At 64.3% G+C, this 16,075-nt stretch carries 17 protein-coding genes and 1 riboswitch; of the genes, 10 read left to right on the top strand and 7 right to left on the bottom strand.

Annotated features, from left to right (window positions below):
- Nucleotides 1–948 carry a sugar kinase gene (locus tag P9230_RS15175; protein WP_278119739.1) on the top strand — a complete coding sequence of 316 codons (948 nt, stop codon included), beginning with the start codon at nucleotides 1–3 and terminating at the stop codon, nucleotides 946–948.
- On the opposite strand, the gene P9230_RS15170 is transcribed toward P9230_RS15175, so the two are convergent.
- Nucleotides 945–1,883, bottom strand: a complete 939-nt coding sequence (locus tag P9230_RS15170) for a prephenate/arogenate dehydrogenase family protein (protein WP_176477584.1) — start codon at nucleotides 1,881–1,883, stop codon at nucleotides 945–947. The genes P9230_RS15175 and P9230_RS15170 overlap by 4 nt on opposite strands.
- A 6-nt stretch (nucleotides 1,884–1,889) precedes the next feature.
- A complete protein-coding gene (gene hisC / locus P9230_RS15165; RefSeq protein ID WP_278119738.1) occupies nucleotides 1,890–2,993 on the bottom strand; it encodes a histidinol-phosphate transaminase in 1,104 nt (367 codons plus the stop codon).
- A gap of 135 nt (nucleotides 2,994–3,128) precedes the next feature.
- Nucleotides 3,129–3,206: riboswitch (SAM riboswitch) on the top strand.
- Between the two features lie 90 nt (nucleotides 3,207–3,296).
- On the opposite strand from hisC, the gene P9230_RS15160 reads away from it, so the two are divergent.
- The 5 genes from P9230_RS15160 to P9230_RS15140 all read left to right on the top strand — a co-directional run bounded on the left by P9230_RS15160 (nucleotide 3,297) and on the right by P9230_RS15140 (nucleotide 8,178).
- Nucleotides 3,297–4,466, top strand: coding sequence for a homoserine O-acetyltransferase (locus tag P9230_RS15160; RefSeq protein WP_095782441.1), 1,170 nt, complete (start codon nucleotides 3,297–3,299; stop codon nucleotides 4,464–4,466).
- Between the two features lie 88 nt (nucleotides 4,467–4,554).
- On the top strand, nucleotides 4,555–5,169 hold the full coding sequence (gene metW / locus P9230_RS15155) for a methionine biosynthesis protein MetW (RefSeq protein ID WP_095823990.1): 615 nt from the start codon (nucleotides 4,555–4,557) through the stop codon (nucleotides 5,167–5,169).
- A complete protein-coding gene (locus P9230_RS15150; RefSeq protein ID WP_278119735.1) occupies nucleotides 5,118–5,954 on the top strand; it encodes a Stf0 family sulfotransferase in 837 nt (278 codons plus the stop codon). The genes metW and P9230_RS15150 overlap by 52 nt, the downstream gene beginning before the upstream one ends.
- Nucleotides 5,955–6,051: 97 nt before the next feature.
- Nucleotides 6,052–7,041, top strand: a complete 990-nt coding sequence (locus tag P9230_RS15145) for a glycosyltransferase (protein ID WP_278119733.1) — start codon at nucleotides 6,052–6,054, stop codon at nucleotides 7,039–7,041.
- A gap of 201 nt (nucleotides 7,042–7,242) precedes the next feature.
- Nucleotides 7,243–8,178 carry a glycosyltransferase family A protein gene (locus P9230_RS15140; protein WP_278119731.1) on the top strand — a complete coding sequence of 312 codons (936 nt, stop codon included), beginning with the start codon at nucleotides 7,243–7,245 and terminating at the stop codon, nucleotides 8,176–8,178.
- 43 nt (nucleotides 8,179–8,221) lie between these two features.
- Here P9230_RS15140 and P9230_RS15135 read toward each other — a convergent pair whose 3' ends face one another.
- The 3 genes from P9230_RS15135 to P9230_RS15125 all read right to left on the bottom strand — a co-directional run bounded on the left by P9230_RS15135 (nucleotide 8,222) and on the right by P9230_RS15125 (nucleotide 11,771).
- Nucleotides 8,222–9,019 carry a DUF1194 domain-containing protein gene (locus tag P9230_RS15135; protein WP_095799886.1) on the bottom strand — a complete coding sequence of 266 codons (798 nt, stop codon included), beginning with the start codon at nucleotides 9,017–9,019 and terminating at the stop codon, nucleotides 8,222–8,224.
- Between the two features lie 51 nt (nucleotides 9,020–9,070).
- The gene (locus P9230_RS15130) at nucleotides 9,071–10,882 is read right to left on the bottom strand and encodes an ABC transporter ATP-binding protein/permease (protein ID WP_278119728.1); all 1,812 of its coding nucleotides are present in this window, start codon (nucleotides 10,880–10,882) and stop codon (nucleotides 9,071–9,073) included.
- Between the two features lie 118 nt (nucleotides 10,883–11,000).
- The gene (locus P9230_RS15125) at nucleotides 11,001–11,771 is read right to left on the bottom strand and encodes a methyltransferase domain-containing protein (RefSeq protein ID WP_066990301.1); all 771 of its coding nucleotides are present in this window, start codon (nucleotides 11,769–11,771) and stop codon (nucleotides 11,001–11,003) included.
- A 99-nt stretch (nucleotides 11,772–11,870) separates the two neighbouring features.
- Here P9230_RS15125 and gloB point away from each other — a divergent pair, with 99 nt between their 5' ends.
- Nucleotides 11,871–12,638: a hydroxyacylglutathione hydrolase gene (gene gloB / locus P9230_RS15120; RefSeq protein WP_278120028.1), complete on the top strand. Its 768-nt coding sequence runs from the start codon at nucleotides 11,871–11,873 to the stop codon at nucleotides 12,636–12,638.
- Between the two features lie 10 nt (nucleotides 12,639–12,648).
- Complete coding sequence (locus P9230_RS15115; protein WP_067319166.1) at nucleotides 12,649–13,080, top strand: cupin domain-containing protein; 432 nt, start codon at nucleotides 12,649–12,651, stop codon at nucleotides 13,078–13,080.
- Here P9230_RS15115 and P9230_RS15110 read toward each other — a convergent pair.
- Together P9230_RS15110 and P9230_RS15105 are read right to left on the bottom strand one after the other, a co-directional pair.
- Nucleotides 13,077–13,748 carry a lysoplasmalogenase gene (locus P9230_RS15110; protein WP_095799884.1) on the bottom strand — a complete coding sequence of 224 codons (672 nt, stop codon included), beginning with the start codon at nucleotides 13,746–13,748 and terminating at the stop codon, nucleotides 13,077–13,079. The genes P9230_RS15115 and P9230_RS15110 overlap by 4 nt on opposite strands.
- Nucleotides 13,749–13,891: 143 nt before the next feature.
- Entirely contained in the window at nucleotides 13,892–14,683 is a 792-nt protein-coding gene (locus P9230_RS15105; protein ID WP_066990314.1) for a DUF3108 domain-containing protein, read from the bottom strand.
- 253 nt (nucleotides 14,684–14,936) lie between these two features.
- On the opposite strand from P9230_RS15105, the gene rpmB reads away from it, so the two are divergent.
- Both rpmB and P9230_RS15095 read left to right on the top strand, forming a co-directional pair.
- Complete coding sequence (gene rpmB / locus P9230_RS15100; protein WP_066990317.1) at nucleotides 14,937–15,233, top strand: 50S ribosomal protein L28; 297 nt, start codon at nucleotides 14,937–14,939, stop codon at nucleotides 15,231–15,233.
- Nucleotides 15,234–15,341: 108 nt separating this feature from the next.
- Complete coding sequence (locus P9230_RS15095; protein WP_095782450.1) at nucleotides 15,342–16,019, top strand: queuosine precursor transporter; 678 nt, start codon at nucleotides 15,342–15,344, stop codon at nucleotides 16,017–16,019.
- Nucleotides 16,020–16,075: the final 56 nt, after the last annotated feature.

Genomic DNA, 16,075 nt, shown 5'->3' with positions numbered 1-16,075 from the left:
ATGGCCGGACCGATCAAACTGCTCAGCGTCGGCGCGTTCACCCTCGACACGATCCTGCGTGTCGAGACGCTGCCCGCGCATCAGGGCAAGTTCATCGCCAGCGACGGTGTCCAGATCGCCTCCGGCATGGCGACGAGTGCGGCGTGCGCCGCGCATCGCCTCGGCGCCGATGTGTCGCTTTGGGCGAGCGCGGGAGACGATGCGGTCGGCGACCGGCTGATTGCCGAGATCGAGGCGGAAGGCGTCGATTGCAGCCTGGTCCGCCGCGTCGCCGGCGCGCGCTCCGCGCTGGCCGCGATCCTGGTGGATGCCCATGGCGAGCGCATCATCGTGCCCTTCTATGACAGCAGGGCGCAAGCCGATCCCGACACGCTGCCGCTTGCCGAACTTTCCGCCTTCGACGCCGTGCTGGTGGACGTCCGCTGGCCGGGCGCCGCGGCACTTGCCTTGGCGGCCGCGCGGGACGCCGGCCGTCCGGCGATCCTCGACGCCGACACCGCGCCGATCGACGTGCTCGAGCGGCTTTTGCCGTTGGCCTCGCACATCGTCGCCTCGGAGCCGGCGGCGCGGATCGTCTGCGGCCATGCGCTCGATCCGGAAAGCGCATGCGCCGATCTCGCCTCGCGCACCGACGCCTTCGTCGCGGTGACGGGCGGCGCTGCCGGAACCTGGTGGCATGATCGGGGAACCGGTCGCGTCCGGCATGTCGAGGCGCCGAAGGTCAAGGCGGTCGACACGCTCGCCGCCGGCGACGTCTTCCACGGCGCCTTCGCCGTCGGCCTTGCCGAAGCCATGCCGCCCGAGCAGGCGCTGCGCTTTGCCAGCGCCGCCGCCGCGCTTAAATGCCTGCGCTTCGGCGGCCGGCTCGGCGCTCCGGACAGAGCCGAGACAATGGCCATGATGGCGGCGCACTGGCCCCCATCGGGACAGATCGAGCAGAAGGCCTAGGGCTTGGCCCCCGGGTGCTCCACGGCCTGACGGCCGAAATCCGGCACATCGATATCCTGGCCGGCCTCAATGATCGAGCGGCGGATGGCGCGCGTGCGCGTGAACAGGTCGAACAGCTTTTCGCCGTCGCCCCAGCGGATCGCTCGCTGCAACGAGGCCAGATCCTCCGAGAAGCGCGCCAGCATTTCCAGGATCGCGTCCTTGTTGTGCAGGCACACGTCCCGCCACATGGTCGGGTCGGAAGCGGCCAGTCGGGTAAAGTCGCGAAAACCGGAAGCGGAGTATTTGATGACTTCCGTCTTGGTCACCGATTCCAGGTCGTCGGCGGTGCCGACGATGTTGTAGGCGATGATATGCGGCAGATGCGAGACGATGGCCAAGGTCATGTCGTGATGCTGCGGGTCCATCGTGTCGATGTTGGAGCCGCAGCGCCGCCAGAATTCGGAGAGCTTTTCCAGCGCCTCCGGATCCGTGCCCGGCAGCGGCGTGAAGATGCACCAGCGGTTGTCGAAGAGATCGGCGAAGCCGGCATCCGGCCCGGACTTTTCCGTGCCCGCCAGCGGGTGCCCGGGGATGAAATGCACACCGACGGGCACATGCGGCTGCATTTGCGCGATCACCGAAGCTTTGGTTGAGCCGACATCGGTGAGGATCGCGCCTTTCTTCAGCGCCGGCGCGATCTCGGCCGCGACCTCGCCGGACGAGCCGACCGGAACCGAGACGATGACGAGATCCGCGTCGCGCACCGCGTCTTCGGCCTCGGTCGTGTAGGAATCGCCGAGACCCAGTTCCTCGGCGCGCTTGAGCGTCGATTGGCTGCGCGTCGCGACAGCGATGTGGCGCGCCAGGCCTTCCCGGCGGATGACGCGGGCCAGCGACGAACCGATCAGGCCGATGCCGACCAGCGCTATTCTTCCGAACATCGGTGCTGTCATGGTGCTTCAGCTTTTCAGAAATGTCTTGAGCGCCTCGACGACGCCGCTATTGGCCTCCTCGATGCCGATGCTCATGCGCAGCGCGTTGGGAAAGCCGTAGCCGGTGACGCGCCGCAGGATGTAGCCGCGCGCGCTGAGATAGTCGTCCGCGGCCGCTGCCGAATGCTTTTTGTTGTCGGGGAAGTGGATCAGCAGGAAATTGCCGACGCTGGGCGTCACGCGCAGCCCGAGCCCGGTCAGCTCCTCGCTGACCCAGGCAAGCCACTTCTCGTTATGCGCAACGCTGCGCTCGACATGGGCGCGGTCGCGGATGGCCGCGATGCCAGCCTCGATCGCGGTTGCATTGACGTTGAAGGGCCCGCGCACCCGGTTGATGGCATCGACGATATGCGCCGGTCCGTACATCCAGCCGATGCGTGCGCCGCCGAGGCCGAGCTTGGAGAAGGTGCGGGTCATGACCACGTTCTCCGAGCTCCCGGCCAGCTCGATGCCGGCTTCATAGTCGTTGCGCCGCACATATTCGGCATAGGCCGCGTCGAGCACCAGGAGCACGCTCTTGGGCAGTCCGGCATGCAGCCGGCGCACCTCCTGGAACGGCACATAAGTGCCGGTCGGATTGTTGGGGTTGGCGAGGAACACGATCCGCGTCGCCGGCGTCACCGCGGCGAGGATTGCGTCGATGTCGGCGCGCTCGTCCGTCTCCTTGACCGCCACCGGCTTGGCGCCGGCGGCTTGGATATAGATCTTGTAAACCATGAAGGCGTGTTCGGTGAACACGGCCTCGTCTCCCGGCGCGAGATAGGTCTGCGCCAGCAGCCCCAGGATCTCGTCGGAGCCATTGGAGCAGACGATGTTTGCCGGATTGAGGCCGTGCACATCGGCGATCGCCTCGCGCAGCCGGCGGGCGGAGCCGTCGGGATAAACGTCCAATTTGGCAGCCACCTCCCGGGCGGCCTCGATCGCCTTCGGCGAGGGCCCGAGCGGATTCTCATTGGACGACAGCTTGTAGACCTTCGTCACGCCGGCCGGCGCGGTACTTTTTCCCGGCACATAGGCCTCGATGTCCATGATGCCCGCGCGGGGCGTCGGACGTGGCTGATCCTGCTTCATGTCACAAATCCGTCGAGAGGCCTTGGTTCGAGGCCGCAGCGGAAATACAGGCCGTGGCCCCGAATGTCGAGTGCCGGCGCGCTCGCTCGTAGGCAGACCGTTGACGAAGCGCGGCGCTGGCCCTAGAAGAACAGCCGGATCTCCCGTGGTGATTTGGCCGGTCGGCTTGCAGCCACGTTAAACAATTCGCTAAAGGGCCGTTTGCAACCTGTAACCGGCTTTGCGAAGGCAGGCCGGTTTTTTGTTGTCCGTTGCCGGCCGGACGCCGTATCGCGAGATCGATGCGACTGGATGGGGAATGCAATGGCCGCTCAGCGCGCTCCAAGGACCAACCACGAGGCCGACCAACCGTCGAGCCCGGTGTTGCAGTTCGGTCCCGACAAGCCGCTAAAACTCGATGCGGGCACCGTGCTGTCGCCGTTCCAGGTCGCTTACCAGACCTACGGCGCCCTCAACGACGCCCGCTCCAACGCCATCCTCGTCTGCCACGCGCTGACCGGCGACCAGCATGTCGCCAGCACCAATCCCGTGACCGGCAAGCCGGGCTGGTGGGAGGTGCTGATCGGCCCCGGCAGGATCATCGACACCAGCCGCTTTTTTGTCATTTGCGCCAACGTCATCGGCGGCTGCCTCGGCTCCACCGGCCCGGCCTCGACCGATCCGGCGACAGGCAGGCCCTATGGGCTCGACCTGCCGATCATCACCATCCGCGACATGGTGCGGGCGCAGCTGATGCTGGTCGATCATTTCGGCATCGAGAAGCTGTTCTGCGTGCTCGGCGGCTCGATGGGCGGCATGCAGGTGCTGCAATGGGCCGCAAGCTACCCGGAACGCGTCTTCTCCGCGTTGCCAATCGCCACCGGCGCCCGCCATTCCTCGCAGAACATCGCCTTCCACGAGGTCGGGCGGCAGGCCGTCATGGCCGATCCGGACTGGCACGGCGGCAAATATCTCGATTTCGGCAGGCGGCCGGAAAAGGGCCTCGCCGTGGCGCGCATGGCCGCGCACATCACTTACCTCTCGGAAGCAGCGCTGCACCGCAAGTTCGGCCGCAACCTGCAGGATCGCGAGGCGCTGACCTTCGGCTTCGACGCCGATTTCCAGATCGAAAGCTATCTGCGCCATCAAGGCATGACCTTCGTCGACCGCTTCGACGCCAACTCCTACCTCTATCTGACCCGCGCTATGGACTATTTCGACCTCGCCGCCGACCACGGCGGACGGCTGGCGGATGCCTTCGCCGGCACCAAGACACGCTTCTGCCTCGTGTCGTTCACAAGCGACTGGCTGTTCCCGACCGAGGAAAGCCGCTCGATCGTGCATGCGCTGAACGCCGCCGGCGCGTCCGTCTCCTTCGTCGAGATCGAGACCGATCGCGGCCATGACGCTTTCCTGCTCGACGAACCGGAATTGTTCGCGGCCATCAACGGCTTCATAGCCTCGGCCGCGCGCGCAAGGGGGCTCAGCCTATGAGTGGCGCGCGATCTCTGTGTCCTGGGCGCATTTCTGAGGCGCCGAGATTCCGACTGGCTGGAAATGCTCAAAGGCCGGAGGTGTGCCCATGAGCGTCAATCGCGCCCAGCGTGTCGACCTCGAAGTCGTCACCGATCTCATCCCGCCGCATTCGCGCGTGCTCGATGTCGGCTCCGGCGACGGCGTGCTTCTGGAGGTTCTGCAGGCGACCAAGCGGGTCGATGGCCGCGGCCTGGAGCTGTCGCAGCGCGGCGTCAACGAATGTGTGGCGCGCGGCCTTTCCGTCGTCCAGGGCGATGCCGACAAGGACCTCGAATTCTACCCCGACAAAGGTTTTGATTTCGTCGTCCTGTCGCAAACGCTGCAGGCGACCCGCAACCCGAAACTTGTGCTCGACGAGCTGCTTCGGATCGGCAACCGCGCGATCGTCTCCTTCCCCAATTTCGGCCATTGGCGCGTGCGCTTCTCGCTGCTGATCAAGGGCAGGATGCCGGTCACCAAGGACCTGCCCTATTCCTGGTACGACACGCCGAACATCCACTTCTGCACCATTCGCGACTTCGTCAATCTGTGCGAAGAGCTCGGCGCGACGGTCGAGAAGGCGACCGCGCTCGACGCCAACGGCCAGAAGATCGGCCTGTCGATGCCCTGGTGGTTCTGGAACTTCTTCGGCCAGCAGGCGGTGTTCTTGCTGAAACGATGATCTCGCTCGATCTCTTTCGACGCCGGCCGGCCGTGGTTCAAATCCCGTCGGAAATTCTGTCGGAGATAAGCACAGGGATTCTTGTGTGCACTTCGCCGCGTACCGGCAGCAATCATCTTGCAGGACTGATGGCTTTCGCCGGGCTGGGCAATCCACTGGAGTGGTTTGGCGGGCGCCGGCTGCTCGAACAGCCAGGCTATCCGCGCGATGCCAGAGGGCAGCTTCTGAGGGCGCTGACGGAAGGACGGTCCTCTTCCGGAATCTACGCGATCAAGCTTTTTGCGAGTCAATTCGCTCAAGTTGCCAAGAAGGTGAACCTCCCCGCCAGTCTTCCCAACCTTCACTATGTGCGCCTGACGCGCAGCGATTTGCTGGGTCAGGCGATCTCATGGGCGCGTGCGCGCCAAACCCGCAGATTCCGCTCTAGCGAGGTCAATCGCGCATCCCCACGCTATGACGGCGAGGCTATCGCCGAATCGCTCGAAAAGATTCTGATGGAAAATCTAGCCTGGGACGGGTGGTTCGCGAAAAACGGGCTGTCCTTTCTTGCGCTAACTTACGAGCAGGTCCAGCAAAACCCGAGAGGAAGCCTCGAGAAAATTGCCCAGTTGGCCGGGGTCGAGCCTGTCTGGGGAACGAATCTCGGATCAGGTCTCGAAATCCAGCGCGACGCGACCAATGACGAATGGAGAAAACGTTTCCTGTCTGAATATGCCGACCCGTCGAGCTTCCCGCACAGAAAAAAGCGCGGGTTCCTGAAGATCTACAAAGAATCATGCGATTGAAGCGCAAACTTGCAAATAGAATGGCACCGAGAATCGTTTGACGGCATACCCCGCAGGGCTATAGCGACTGTACCGGCAAAACTGGTGGTGATTATCTATGGCTGAACACCCGATCTATTCGATCGTCATGGAGATGGAGAACGCCAAATCCATCGACTGGAACGAGATCGGCCTGGGGCTGAAGTCACTGGCGCGCGAAATCGCGGCTGTTTCCGCTACGGGTTTTGCAAGGCCAAAAGTTGTCGTGTCGTATGGCGGGCCCGATTCGGACGGCAGCTTGCTGCAAGCGAGCATTGAAGCTGAAGCGCCTGAATTGATGCAGGTTGCCGACCTGACAATCACAGCTTGCCCCGACGGTCGGTATTACGAACTCAAGAACAACGGCGTGCTTTTGACCGAAGGAGACATCGTCGTTTTCCTGGATTCGGACACGGTCCCTCAGTCAGGTTGGCTTTCAAATCTGCTGCAGCCGTTTCAACAGCCGCAAACCGTCTGCGTGAACGGCCATACCTATCTGTCCTATGACGACTTCTTCTCGAGAACCTTCGCCTTGATCTGGTTCTTCCCGATGGCCCGCGGAGATGAAAGATTCGCCTCCAAGCGGGCGATCAATGCCAACAATGTCGCCTTCCGGCGCCATTGGATCGTCAACCACCCTTTCCCGGCACATAACGGCTTCAAGGTGTCCTGCACGCTGCTGATGCACCAGCTTCGGCGCGAGGGCCACAAGATCGTTAACGTCGATGCGCGCGTTTACCACTACTCTCCGCGTGGCTGGCGGTTCTTCTATTGGCGCGCGTTGGTGACCGGCAGGGACGCCGACCGCAAGTTCGTCGCGCTTCATGCCCCCAGTCGCAGCCAGCGGATCGTCAAGTCGTTCAGTCGCTGGTGGACCATGTCGTGGCGCACGACGCGACGCGTGCTCAGCCACGCGCCGCAAACGGGTATGCCTCTTTGGCAGATCCCGTTTTCACTGGTGGTAGGCCTGGCTTTTTATACCCTGGCATTTCTTGGTCATTTCAGCCTCGCTGCCGGTCTCGTAAGCGACGAAATCGAAACCGTGCCTGACTATGTCGGGCATAGTTGAAGGATAAACCGCCGCGAAGTGTTGCTTTCAAACCGCATAACTTTGAGGAAACACGCTCTGAACTTGACCCCGATGCGACACCTCAGGTGACATAGGCGGCTCTTTTCTGTAGCGTTTGCCGAATCCATCCGGGGGCGGATATGGAGGCAGGTTGTGCGAGTATCTTACGGTCATCGTTTATCTGCCCATAACGAAAGTTAGATGCCGACTGCCTTCGACCCAGCTCCGCTGATCACCGTGATCACGCCGACGCACAACCGGCGAAGCCAGGTCGTGCGCGCGGTGGAAAGTGTTCTTGCCCAGACACTTACCCGCTTCGAGCACATTGTTGTCGACGACGGTTCGACCGACGGAACGGCCTTGGCGCTGGCCGAGATTCGCGATCCCAGACTGATCTATGTCGGCGCGAAATGGCGCGGCGCCAATGCCGCGCGCAACGCGGGCATCGAGCGCGCGCGGGCGCCGATCGTGACCTTTCTTGATTCGGACGATGTCTATCTGCCGGACCGCCTCGACCGGACGCTGTCGCACTTCGACAGGAACCCCTCGCTCGAAGTGCTGATCAGTTCCTTCATCTCGGTCAAGGGCGGCCGCAGCACCAAATGCATCAATCGTCAGGCCTTGCTCGACAAGAGCAGGCTGCAGCGCGCCCTGGTCTCGCAGACGATCTTCATCGCTGGCTCGGCGATCACCGCCCGGCACGAATCGCTGCTTGCGATCGGCGGCTTTGACAGCGATATCACGCGCATGCAGGACCGCGAATTGCTGCTGCGTTTTGCCAACCGCAGCGGCGCCTTGCTGTCGGATGATATCGACTGGAAGAAATACAATTCGGAAAATTCGATCTCCGGCCGGCGCGACGGCTATGTCGAGGCCTACGCCAACCTGATCGGCAAACATCCTTATATTGCCGACCGCTATCCCGACGTGCCGCCCTATATGATCGCGCGGCAGATCATCGCCGACATATTGAAGGGGAGGCTGCCACAGGCCTTTTCGGGCTATCTCGCCAATCGGTCGTCAAAGGCGCTCGGCTACTCGCCGACCGAACTGCTGCGCGGCTATGTCGTCGGCCGGCGCTGGCGCCGCGATTGCTATGACGAGTTCCGCGCCAAATACGGCGCCAGAGCGGCCTGAGGCACAGCGCGGCGCTCTGGCCGAAACAGTGCAAATTGGGACCTCACCGATCCAGCTCCGGAAAATACGGATCGGAAAACCGCTGCCGCAGCCGTTCGCCAAGCAGGCAGTCGGTCGGCGCCTCCGCGTCGACGCGGATGCTTCCGGCGTCGCCGATCCCGCTCACCTCCTGGATCAGCTTGCGGCGGATAGCCGTCGAGAATTCCGACGCCGCATAGATCGGCAACACGAACGAACCGGGGCCGCCGGTGACGCAATCGGCATAGTAGCGGTCGAGACGAATGACGCTCGGCGACGGATTGATCAGGATCGGCAGGCCGTTGACCACGATGCCTTTGGCCAAAGCCGCATCACGGATCATCGCGACGGGCAGCCCGGCATTGTTGGGCCCGTCCCCCGATATGTCGATGACCCGGCGCGGCGCCGAGTAGCTGTTTTTCTCCAGAAGTCCGGCGCCGAATCCGAGAGCGCCTGAAATCGACGTGCCGCGAAAGCTCCGGAACGGACGACCCGCGATGGTGTCGGCGAAGGCGTTGGCGCTGTCCGCGCCGTCGATCACTTGCCAGCCGATCACGCCGTCGTCGCGCACGACGCCCGCCCATTCGAAATAGGCGAGCGCGATGCGGCCCCTCGGGCCCGAGCGCGCGGCGCTGATGAAGTCGGGATGGCGCAGCGCCTCGACATAGCCGGCGCGCTGCAGGGCGAACTCTTCTTCGTCCATAGATTGCGAGATGTCGACGGCCAGCACGAGTTCCACATCGACGGCAGTGCCTCCGATGGCAGGCATTGGGGCTGCCTCGGCGCAGGCAAGGCATGCAAGCAGGCTGAACAGCTTGAGCATGGCAGGCTCCACCACGCCGGGATTCTTCCCGGCGATCGCGGCGAAATAAAGCTATTTCTTGGCGCGCGCGGCAACAGGCGGGGGTTCGATCGCCCCGGCGCGGAGACGGGCCGGCTTCAGCGCCGATCCGCTGCTGTCCTTGACGATGGTGAGCGCGCGCGGGAAGAACTGGTTGTTGTGCAGACCGCGCCCGATATTGAGGATAGCGGCGTGCGGCAGTCTGGCCTGCAGCATCGTCAGCACGCGCCGAAGCGTGGCGCCGTCGAACGTATCCAGCGCTTCGTCGATGATCACCCATTTCGGCTTCCTCAGCGCCAGCCGGGCGAAGGCGAGTAGCCGCTGCTCATCGTCGGCCAGCTCATGCTCCCAGCGCGCCGAGCGGTCGAGCTGGAACGAGAGGCGCTCCAGGCCGACTTCACCGAGCACAGCGGAAATCTCGGCGTCGTCGATCTTGGCGCCTTCGGCATGGTTGAGCACGTCGCGCAGCGTGCCGAGCGGGAAATAGGGCGCGCGCGGCACGAAGAACGGTGTCTCTCCGGCCGGCATACCGATGCGGCCGCCGCCCCAGGGCCAGAGGCCGGCGATCGCGCGGAAGAACAGCGTCTTGCCGGCGCGCGGATCGCCGGTGATCATGACGCGCTCGCCGGCCTTTATCTCGACCTCCGTCTCCGCAAGCCTGGTGCAGCCGTCGGGCGAGGCGACTTCGAGCCTGTCGAATGTCAGCGTGCCATTTGCGTTTTCGCCGAACGCGATGCGCTTTTGCTTGGCATGCAGGATGTCCGTTTCGCCGAGCGCGATGCGAAAGTCGGCAACGCGCATCAGCGTTGCCCGCCAATCGGCGATGGCGCCGATGTTGTTGATGAACCAGCGCAGCGAGGAATTCACCTGGTTGAAGGCGCCGACGGCCATCATCAAACCGCCGAAGCTGATGTCGCCCGCGAAATAGACCGGTGCGGCGACCAGAATCGGCGCCACCACGGTGATCCAGCCATAGGCGTCGGTAACCCAGGACAGGTTGATCTGGGCGCTGTAGATGCGCCGCATGGCGTCGAGCACGCCGCCGAGGTCGAGCTCGAGCTGCCGCCTGGCGTCCGCCTCGCCATGGGCGAGCGCGATGGCGTCGACATTCTCGTTGACGCGGACCACGGAGGAGCGCAGCACGGCCTCGCGCGTGTAGCGATCGCTGTTGAAGCGGATCAGCGGCCGGCCTACCAGCCAGCTCAGCCAGGAAGCGATGCCGGCATAAAGGATCGCCGCCCAGACCATGTAGCCCGGTATTTCCAGCGAATGGCCGCCGACATGGAAGACGAAGCCGGAAGAGAGCTCCCACAGCACGCCGATGAAGGATACAAGCAGGATGAAGGATTGCAGCAGGCCGACGCCAAGATCGGTCGACAGGTCGGAGAGATGCCCCGCGTCCTGCTGCATGCGCTGATCGGGATTGACGCCGATCGCGCCCGCATGGGTGAGCCGGAACGCACGCGCCGGCCGCATCCATTCATCGATCAGGTCGAGCGTCAGCGCCTCTCGCAACTTCAGCCGGATCGTCTGGTTAAGCCAGGTCTGGCCGACATTGAGCACCAGGAGGCTGCCGGCGATTGCGGCAAACACCATCAGCTGATGCAGGAAGCCCGGCAGGTCGCGCCGCGCCAGGGCATCGTAGAAAGGCTGGTTCCAGCGGTTGAGCAGCACTTGCCCGATCGAGGTCGCGACGATGACGCCGACAATGCCGATCGAGGCCCACAGGAGCCGCCTGCGCACCGGCGATGCCTTCAGCGCCAGCCTGATCGCCGCCAGCTGGTCTGAGAGGCGGCTCGTCTCGACTGAGAACGCGGCCTGTTCGATACTGGGCGTGTCGTCCATATGCGAGATCCCTGCTGCCAGGAACGGTCATTGGCGGCGATGCCGCACCCCGAACCCGCCTCTGAGATAGGGTGACGATTGCCGTATGACGCAAGGCTTGGTCCCGATCACGAACGCGTCATCCGCCTGCCCGCGGCACCGGGCCGCCGGCCCGACGCCCGAGCGTCGTTGCGCCCTGCGGCGAGAACACCGGCACGAAGACGCGGCGCGACGCGCGCTGCGCGACAGGCACGCCCTGGTAGAGCCGCTTCTGTGCCTCGACGACGATGACCCCGGAAAAGATCGGCCAGAGCCGCCGGCCGGCGCGCTCCAGCACGTTGTGGAACTGCATCATGGAGCGCCGCGGCGATGGCGGAAAGAACAGCGCGTCCGACCATGCGGCCGGCGTGAAATTGGCCTCGCGCAGCAATTCGGTGAGCTGGCCGCGCGAGAACGGCCGGCCGTTGCCGAAGGGCGTGTGCTCGAAACGCGCCCAGACGCCGCGCCGGTTGGGCACGACGATGACGACCCTGCCCGCCGGCGACAGCACGCGCCAGATCTCGTTCAGCGTCTCGCGCGGATTTTCGACATGTTCGAGCGAGTGGACGAGCAGCATGCGGTCGATGCAGGAATCGACCAGCGGCAGCTCCTCGTCGAAGACCAGCGCCGTCGCCGTCGGCCCCGTCGCCGGCCAGACCACCGCCCCTTGCGTCGCCGGCATGAAGGCAAAGACGCGCTCGGCATCGGCGCCGAACCGCTCCAGCCACGGCAGCGTGTAGCCGAGACCGACCAGGCGCTCGTTCGGAACGGGCGCCCATATCGACGACAGCGACATGGTGATCGCGCGCTCGGCGAGGCGCCCGAGCGTGGTCGAATAGAAGGACCGGAGATCGACGATATCGGAATGCATGCGCCGGACGGTAGCCGCGATATCCGGCGAGTTCAACAAAGGCGGATGACATCGGCGGCCGGGCGCCCTATGTCTGCGGCCATAACGGAGAGCGACGTGATGCCGGTCGAAATCGAACAGTTCATGTGCCGTACCGACAATTTCGGCGTTCTGGTGCATGACCCCAGAAGCGGGCAGACGGCGATCATCGATGCCCCGGAAGAAGCGCCGATCCTCGCCGCGATCAAGCGCACCGGCTGGACCCCGACGATGATCCTGACCACGCATCATCATGGCGACCATGTCGAGGCCAACCTGGCCCTGAAGGAGCGCTTCAAGCTCACCATCGTCGGACCGGAAGCGGAACAGGCGAAGATCCCCGGCATCGACGAAACGGTCAGCCAGGGTTCCGTCATCCGCCTCGGCGAGGAAGAGATCGAGGTCATCGAGACGCCCGGCCATACCGCCGGCCATGTCTCTTACCATTTGCCGGCCTCGAAGGTGGCCTTCACCGCCGACACGCTGTTTGCGCTGGGCTGCGGCCGGCTCTTCGAATGCAAGCCGCCGGTTATGCACGAATCGCTGAAGAAGCTTGCCGCCCTTCCGGCCGAGACCGTCATCTATTGCGGCCACGAATACACATTGGCCAACGCGCGTTTCGCGCTGACCGTCGACCCCAGCAATTCAGCTTTGAAAGAGCGCGCCGCCAGGATCGAGAAGCTGCGCGCCGAAAACAAGCCGACCCTGCCGACGACGATCGGCGAGGAACTGTCGACCAATCCGTTCCTGCGCTGGCACGACCCGGCGATCCGCAAACATCTCGGCATGGAGAGGGCGAGCGATACGGACGTGTTCGCCGAGATCCGCAAGCGCAAGGATAATTTCTGAGCGCTCCTGCATGACCAGCGCCGCCGAAATCATCGCCGCGCTCGGCCTCGAGCCGCACCCCGAGGGCGGCTGGTATGCCGAGACGTTTCGCGACGCGGAGGGTGGCACGCGCGGCCATTCGACCGCGATCTATTTCCTTTTGGAGCAAGGCCAGCGTTCGGCCTGGCACCGGGTCAAGGACGCGGCCGAGGTCTGGCATTTCTATGCCGGCGCGCCGCTGGCTCTCGCCACGCACGAAGAAGGCTCCGGCACCGTCGTCGAACATCTATTGGGCGCGGCACTTTCCGCCGGCGAGCGGCCGCAGATCGTGGTCCCGGCCGGCTGTTGGCAGTCGGCGCGCAGCCTCGGCGGATGGACGCTGGTCGGCTGCACGGTGGCACCGGGCTTCGATTTCGCCGCCTTCGAGCTGGCCGAGCCGGACTGGCAGCCGAAAACAGCCTAGGCCAGCAGGAAACCAAGCGTGATCGCCAACTGGGCCGCATAATAGAGCACCCAGACCGCGTAGCGCATCCAGACGCGATGCGGCGAGCTCGCGGCCAGCAGGAAGCGCTCTGCCGCCAGCAGCCCGTCCGATATGATGAACAGCACGGCTCCGGCGATGACCCAGGGATGAAAGGTCGTGAGCGCCGAAACACCCATGGCGAGGATCGCCCCGGCATAGACGGCGACCGGAACGCGCAGGGCAGCTCCGACGCGCCGCCAAAGCGCGGCGAGCATCGTGATAACGAAAACCGCCAGCGCCAGCGCAATGGCGCCGCGCCAGGACTCGGCGGTGAGCAGGCCGATTCCGCCACCGGCGTTCAGGAACAAGGCGACATAGGCGACATGTGCGGCAAGAAAGCTCGCCAGCCCTGCAAGAAAGGCTTTTTCACCGTCTTGGGAGAGGAACGCGTCGCCGGCGGCGCTGAGCGCCAGCGCTGCGACGAGCAGCGGCGGACTGCCCTGCATGACGGCGAGCGCCGCCAACAAGGCCACGGCCAGCGTCTTGGCGGCGGAACGGGCGAGGCGTGGCGGCAGCTCGAGCGCAAGGACGTAAATCGCGGCGGCGGCGATCGAGAACAAAAGCGTCGCATTGGGATTGGCGTCGATGCCGCCCGGAAACGGCATCATGCGCGCGCTCCGCCGGTCGCCGGCTTGCGCAGCCCCGAGGCTTTGGTGAGCAGTGCAAACAGCGCCCACAGGGCGTCCGCCGAGAAACCGATCAGTGTTGCGCGCCCCATGCCCCATCCCCGGCGGCGCGCCGTGGCGCCTAACTATTCGGCTGCTTCGAACCGTCTTGCGCTGATGGTCAGCGGGCCGATCTGGGTCCCGACCGTGGCGCGGATCGGCGCATATACGCCGGATTGGCCGACGGGTGCAAATGTCACCATCATGCGGCTTTTGTTCTTCAGGAAGTCCAGCGCCTTGCGGCCCTTGCGATAGCCCGCCACCGGCTCGAAGCCCATCTTGCAGGTCACGGTGTCGCCCTTGTAGCCCGGCACCGAGATCGAGCCTTTCGAGGCATAGGTCAGCGACAGGTTGGCGCGCATCTCGCCATCGTAGAATTTGACGGTCCGCCCGCAGACCTTGTCCAGGCTGTCGGCATGGACGACGGTCGCGGCCATCGGATCGACCACCGATTTCAGGTCGCCGGAGCCGACCGGCACCCAATTCTTGGGATCGCGCTTGCCGGGCTCCGGAACGACCTTCGTCGAGGAGACGTCGCCATCGGCGAAGCGTATGTCGACCACCGATGCCTTCTTGCCGGAAGTATAGTCGGCCCGGAAGGCCCGCGGCCGCATCTGCTGGCCCGAAATCGTACCCTTCGACGAGATCGTGCCTTTCGTATCGTCGAACAGCTTGGCGATGCCGGCGGCCGAGACGGTGCCGTTGATGGCATAGGTGTCGCCGTCGTAACGGCTGGAAAATGTCGCCCTGGCGACCGAAAGGCCCAGGAACGACACGGTGTATTCGCCCTTGAAGGACTGCGGCGAGGCAGCAGCGAAGGCGGTTGAAGGCACAGCGACGGCGAGCAGCGCGGCAAGGGCGTGGGATGGGCGAAGCATGGCGGCGGCAGGTCCTTGATACTGGCGGAAACGCAACGGTTCCAACCTGGCAATCCCTTCGCGCAGGGCTTATACGACGAATTCCGGCCTTTATATGGAGCGAGCTTGGCCGCCGCGTAGGTGCCGGAGCTTGACGTAGTGGCGAAATGCAACTATGGAACGCCAACTTTTCCAAAGGCCGCCTGACCGAGACCGCGCGCCGCCTGGCGCGGGCAGAATGGTTTGGCAGGTTTAGAACTGAAGGTTAGACAAGATGTCCCGCACCTGCGAGCTCACTGCCAAGGCAGTCCAGACCGGCCACAATGTGAGCCATGCCAACAACAAGACCAAGCGTCGCTTCCTGCCCAACTTGGTCAATGTGACGCTGATTTCCGAAGTGCTGAACCAAAACGTTCGCCTGCGCATTTCGGCCAACGCGCTGCGTTCGGTCGAGCATCGCGGCGGCCTCGACGCGTTCCTGGCCAAGGCCGACGCCAAGGAGCTGTCGCAGCGCGCTCGCCTGCTGAAGAAGCAGATCGCGAAAAAGCTCGCCGAGCAGTCGGCCGCCTAAAGCTCTTTTCAGGCGGGGGACGACCGCCTCGAGCACCGGCTCCAAACTGGTGCTCGGACCTGAGCGCCGTCATGACGCTCGGCTGGTTCCATTACCCAGGATAAAAAAATGAACTTCCTTTCACGATACCTGCCTTTCGTGGCCGCCATGGCGCTTGTCGTCGTGGCGTCCAACATCCTTGTCCAGTTCCCGATGCAGGGCCAGATCGGCGGCCTGTCGCTGGCCGACCTGCTCACCTGGGGCGCCTTCACCTATCCTTTCTCCTTCCTGGTCACCGATCTTGCCAATCGTCGCTACGGCCCCGCGGTGGCGCGCAAAGTGGTCTTCGTCGGCTTCATGACGGCGGTCGTCTGCTCGATCCTTGTTCCGCCCTTCCTGTTCCGCCACGGTCTGATCGCGTTCGAGACCGCCGCTGACCGGCTGGTGCGAATCGCGGCCGCGTCCGGCGCCGCCTTCCTCGCCGCACAACTGCTCGACGTAACGGTGTTCAATCGTCTGCGCCGGCAAAGCTGGTGGCGCGCGCCGATCGTCGGCACGCTGGTCGGCTCTGTCTTCGACACGGTGGTGTTCTTCGGCGTCGGCTTCTCCGCCGCCTTCGCCTTTGTCGGGCCGAACGACGGCTTCGCGCTGGAGACGGCACCGCTGATGGGCGTGATGCCTGTCGAAACCATGCGCTGGGTGTCCTGGGCGCTGGGCGATCTCTCGGTCAAACTGATCATCGCGGTGGTGGCGCTGATCCCCTACCGGCTGCTTGCCGCCCGCTGGAGCCAGCCGGCCATCGCCTGACCCTTGAAGCGGCCCTTCGCGGCTTTACGCTTTGTTACGGCCATTGGTGCAGGATC

Source organism: Mesorhizobium sp. WSM4887, from assembly GCF_029625865.1.
Taxonomy (GTDB): Bacteria; Pseudomonadota; Alphaproteobacteria; order Rhizobiales; family Rhizobiaceae; genus Mesorhizobium.
The sequence above is the reverse complement of the archived record's forward strand: the minus strand, read 5'-3'. Positions and strand labels throughout refer to the sequence as shown.